The sequence below is a fragment of the Streptomyces sp. 13-12-16 genome (assembly GCF_002114215.1).
Lineage (GTDB): Bacteria > Actinomycetota > Actinomycetes > Streptomycetales > Streptomycetaceae > Streptomyces.
Window position 1 is genome coordinate 1 of sequence record NZ_NCTE01000464.1, and the last position, 4,557, is coordinate 4,557.

4 protein-coding genes are annotated in these 4,557 nt (G+C 71.1%); all 4 read left to right on the forward strand.

Going from position 1 to position 4,557, the window contains the following annotated elements; translation table 11 throughout:
• Positions 1 to 967: enoyl-CoA hydratase/isomerase family protein (locus B7767_RS18660; protein WP_143652542.1), on the forward strand; the 967-nt coding region annotated here is incomplete at its 5' end.
• 55 nt (positions 968 to 1,022) lie between these two features.
• On the forward strand, positions 1,023 to 2,111 hold the full coding sequence (locus tag B7767_RS18665) for a hydrogenase expression protein HypE (protein WP_085573176.1): 1,089 nt from the start codon (positions 1,023 to 1,025) through the stop codon (positions 2,109 to 2,111).
• A 66-nt stretch (positions 2,112 to 2,177) separates the two neighbouring features.
• Positions 2,178 to 3,959, forward strand: a complete 1,782-nt coding sequence (locus B7767_RS18670) for a nickel-dependent hydrogenase large subunit (RefSeq protein WP_085573177.1) — start codon at positions 2,178 to 2,180, stop codon at positions 3,957 to 3,959.
• Entirely contained in the window at positions 3,956 to 4,540 is a 585-nt protein-coding gene (locus B7767_RS18675) for a hypothetical protein (protein ID WP_085573178.1), read from the forward strand. Before B7767_RS18670 ends, B7767_RS18675 begins: the two co-directional genes overlap by 4 nt.
• The last annotated feature ends 17 nt before the right edge of the window (positions 4,541 to 4,557 follow it).

The window sequence follows — 4,557 nt, forward strand, 5'->3', positions numbered from 1 at the left end:
GGTGTGGATCCCCGAACTGCGGGCCCGTACCGGACCGGGTGCCCCGCGCGCCTGCAAGCTGCCCGCCACGCACGCCCTGGCCGGGCGGCTGCCGCGGCTGCCGGAGCTGTCCGTGCCGCCGCTGTGCCCCGCCGGGGACGGCGCCCCCTGGTCGGACATCACGTACCGGGAGGACGGCCCGGTGGGGACGCTGTCGTTCTCCTTCCCCGGCGGCGCGATGTCCACCGGCCACTGCCGGCGGCTGCTGGCCGCGTACCGGGCGGCCTGCGAGCGGCCCACGTCGGTGCTGGTGCTCGGCGGCACCCGTGACTTCTTCTCCAACGGCATCCACCTCGGCGTCATCGAGGCGGCGCCGGACCCGGCGGCCGAGTCCTGGGCCAACATCAACGCCATCGACGACCTCGTGGAGGCCGTCCTGACCACCACCGACCGGCTCGTCGTCGCCGCGATCGGCGGCAACGCGGCGGCCGGCGGCGTCATGCTGGCGCTCGCCGCCGACGAGGTGTGGTGCCGCTCCGGCTCCGTGCTCAACCCGCACTACCGCCTCATGGGCCTGTACGGCTCCGAGTACTGGACGTACAGCCTGCCGCGGCGGGTGGGCGCCGCGACGGCCGAGCGGCTCGTCCGGGAGGCGCTTCCGGTCTGCGCCGGACAGGCGCGGGACATCGGCCTGGCCGACCGGGTGATCGAGTGCCCTCCCGCCCGTTTCTCCGCCGAGGTCACCCGGCTGGCGCAGCACTGGGCGGGTTCTTCCGGAGCTCAGTCACGGCTCGTCGCGAAGAAGGCCGAGAGCGGGCGCCGCGAGGCCGTCACACCACTGGCGGCGGTGCGCGAGCGGGAACTCGCGCACATGCGCAGGATTTTCCTCGACCCCGGTGCTCCGTACCACGCGCTGCGCCGGGCGTTCGTACGCAAACAGCCGTCGCCGGCTCCGCCTGCGGTGCCGCACGGGGTCGCCGACGCTTGAGCCAACGACACGGGCCGAGCGATCGACAGGCCGCATTCCTCCCCAGGAGGCGTTGATGAACGCAAGCCCCCCGGCCACGGACGCCGAGGCGGAGACGTCCGGCGGCATCGGCACGGACGAGAAGCCGATCCACATCCTCTGGATCAACGCCGGGCTGAGTTGCGACGGCGACTCGGTCGCCCTGACGGCCGCGATGCAGCCCAGCATCGAGGAGATCGCCCTGGGCGCGCTGCCGGGTCTGCCGAGGATCGCCGTGCACTGGCCGCTCATCGACTTCGAGTGCGGGCCGGTCGGCGGCGCGGACACGTTCATCGAGTGGTTCTTCAAGGGCGAGCGCGGGGAGATCGATCCGTTCGTCCTGGTGATCGAGGGGTCCGTGCCGAACGAGGCGATCAAGAAGGAAGGGTACTGGTGCGGCTTCGGCGACAACCCGGAGACCGGCCAGCCCATCACCACCAGTGAGTGGATCGACCGGCTCGCCCCCAAGGCCCTCGCCGTCGTGGCCATCGGCACCTGCGCGACCTACGGCGGCATCCACGCCATGGCCGGGAACCCGACCGGTGCGATGGGCGTGCCCGACTACCTGGGCTGGGACTGGAAGTCGGCGGCCGGCATCCCGATCGTCTGTGTCCCCGGCTGCCCCATCCAGCCGGACAACTTCGCCGAGACCCTCACCTACCTGCTCTACCAGGCGGCGGGCTCCGCGCCGATGATCCCGCTGGACGACAAGCTGCGCCCCACCTGGCTGTTCGGGGCCACCGTGCACGAGGGGTGCGACCGGGCCGGCTACTACGAGCAGGGCCAGTTCGCCCTGTCGTACGACTCCCCGCAGTGCCTGGTGAAGATCGGCTGCTGGGGGCCCGTGGTGAAGTGCAACGTGCCCAAGCGCGGCTGGATGAACGGCATCGGCGGCTGCCCGAACGTCGGCGGCATCTGCATCGCCTGCACCATGCCCGGCTTCCCCGACAAGTTCATGCCGTTCATGGACGAGCCGCCCGGCGCGAAGCTCTCCACCACCGCCAGCGGCGCCTACGGAGGCGTGGTGCGCAGGCTGCGGACCATCACCGCGCGGACGGTGGACAAGGAGCCCGGGTGGCGGCGGACCGGCCGGGAACTCACCACCGGCTACCGGCCGCCCTGGTGATCACCGCCCGACGCCGGCCCGCGACCCGCTCACCGAACCGAACGACCGAAGGGCAGCACAGACACGATGGCGACCTCGACGAAGACCGGTGACGGCACCGGCCTGGTGGAGATGGCGTGGGACCCGATCACCCGGATCGTGGGCAGCCTCGGCATCCACACGAAGATCGACTTCAAACAGAAGCGGGTCGCCGAGTGCTACAGCACCTCGTCGGTCTTCCGCGGCTACAGCCTCTTCATGCGGGGCAAGGACCCGCGCGACGCCCACTTCATCACCAGCCGCATCTGCGGCATCTGCGGTGACAACCACGCCACCTGCTCGGTCTACACGCAGAACATGGCGTACGGGGTGAAGCCGCCGCACCTCGGCGAGTGGATCATCAACTGCGGCGAGTCCGCGGAGTTCATGTTCGACCACAACATCTTCCAGGAGAACCTGGTCGGGGTCGACTACTGCGAGAAGATGGTCCGCGAGACCAACCCGGGCGTCCTCGAACTCGCCGAGCGCACCGAGGCGCCGCACGCCGCCGACCACGGCTACCGCACCATCGCCGACATCATGCGCTCGCTCAACCCGCTGGAGGGCGAGTTCTACCGGGAGGCGCTCCAGGTCAGCCGGTACACGCGGGAGATGTTCTGCCTGATGGAGGGCCGCCACGTGCACCCCTCCACGCTGTACCCGGGCGGTGTCGGCACCATCGGTTCGGTGCAGCTCTTCACGGACTACATGACCCGCCTCATGCGGTACTGCGAGTTCATGAAGCGGGTCGTGCCGCTCCACGACGACCTGTTCGACTTCTTCTACGAGGCGCTGCCCGGCTACGAGGAGGTCGGCCGCCGGCGCGTGCTGCTGGGCTGCTGGGGCGCGTTCAACGACCCCGAGTACTGCGACTTCACCTACGCCAACATGACGGACTGGGGCCGGCGCATGCTCGTCACCCCCGGTGTGGTCGTGGACGGCAAGCTGGTCACCAACGACCTCACCGAGATCAACCTGGGCATCCGCATCCTGCTGGGCAGCTCGTACTACGAGGACTGGGAGGGGAAGGAGCAGTTCGTCACGCACGACCCGCTGGGCAACCCGGTGGACCCGCGCCACCCGTGGAACCAGCACACCGTCCCCGCCCCGCAGAAGCGGAACTTCGACGACAAGTACAGCTGGGTGATGTCCCCGCGCTGGTTCGACGGCAAGGACCACCTGCCGCTGGACACCGGCGGCGGCCCCCTCGCCCGCCTGTGGTCCACCGCGCTGTCCGGGCTCGTCGACATCGGGTACGTGAAGGCGACCGGGCACAGCGTCGTCATCAACCTGCCGCGCACGCTCACCAAGCCGGAGACCACCTTCGAGTGGAGGATCCCGAAGTGGTCCAACGCGCTGGAACGCAACCGCGCCCGCACCTACTTCCAGGCGTACGCCGCCGCCGTGGCCCTGCACAGCGCGGAGAAGGGCCTGGAGGAGGTGCGCGCCGGACGCACCCAGACCTGGGAGAAGTTCGAGGTGCCGGACGAGTCGATCGGCGTCGGCTTCACCGAGGCGGTGCGCGGTGTCCTGTCGCACCACATGGTCATCCGGGACGGGAAGATCGCCAACTACCACCCGTACCCGCCGACCCCGTGGAACGCCTCCACCCGTGACACCTACGGCACCCCCGGCCCGTACGAGGACGCGGTGCAGAACACGCCGATCTTCGAGGAGAACTCCCCGGAGGACTTCAAGGGCATCGACATCATGCGCGCCGTGCGCAGCTTCGACCCGTGTCTGCCGTGCGGCGTGCACATGTACGTCGGCGACGGCCGGACGGTGAAGTCGATGCACGTGCCCACCGGTCTGAGCGGTCTGGCCGGATGAGCGGCGCGCGGACCGCGCCGGACGCGGAGACGGCCGGGCGGATGGTCGAGGGGGTCCTCGACCGGCTCGCCTCCTCGGGCGACCGCGCGGCGTGCGAGGCCGCCGAGGAACTCGTGCGGGTCCTCATGGAGTTCTACGGCGGCGGGTTCGCGCGGGTCATGGACCTGCTCGGCCGCCGTCCGGACCGGCCGGCCCGCGAGGCCGTGGAGGCGCTGCTCCGGGACGAGCTCGTCGCGGGCCTGCTGGTGCTGCACGGACTGCACCCGGAGGACACGCCGGCCCGTATCGCCCGGGCCCTCGACGCCCTCCCGCAGGACGTGGAGAGCACCGGATTCGACCCGGCCACGGGCGAGTTGCGGCTGCGGCTCGTCGGCTCGGGGGGCTGCGGCTGCGGCGGTTCCCCCGACGCCGTCGAGCAGGCGGCCCGGGACACGCTCGCGTGTTTCGCCCCCGAGGTGACGGCGGTGACGTGGGAGGCGGACACCGCGTCCGGGCCGGTGCTGCTCCAGATCGGCGCGGGCCCGCCCGGCGCCTCCGTGTCCGGGCCGAACGGCCGTCCGCCGGCCACCGCGACGCCATGAGCACGCGGCAACTCCCG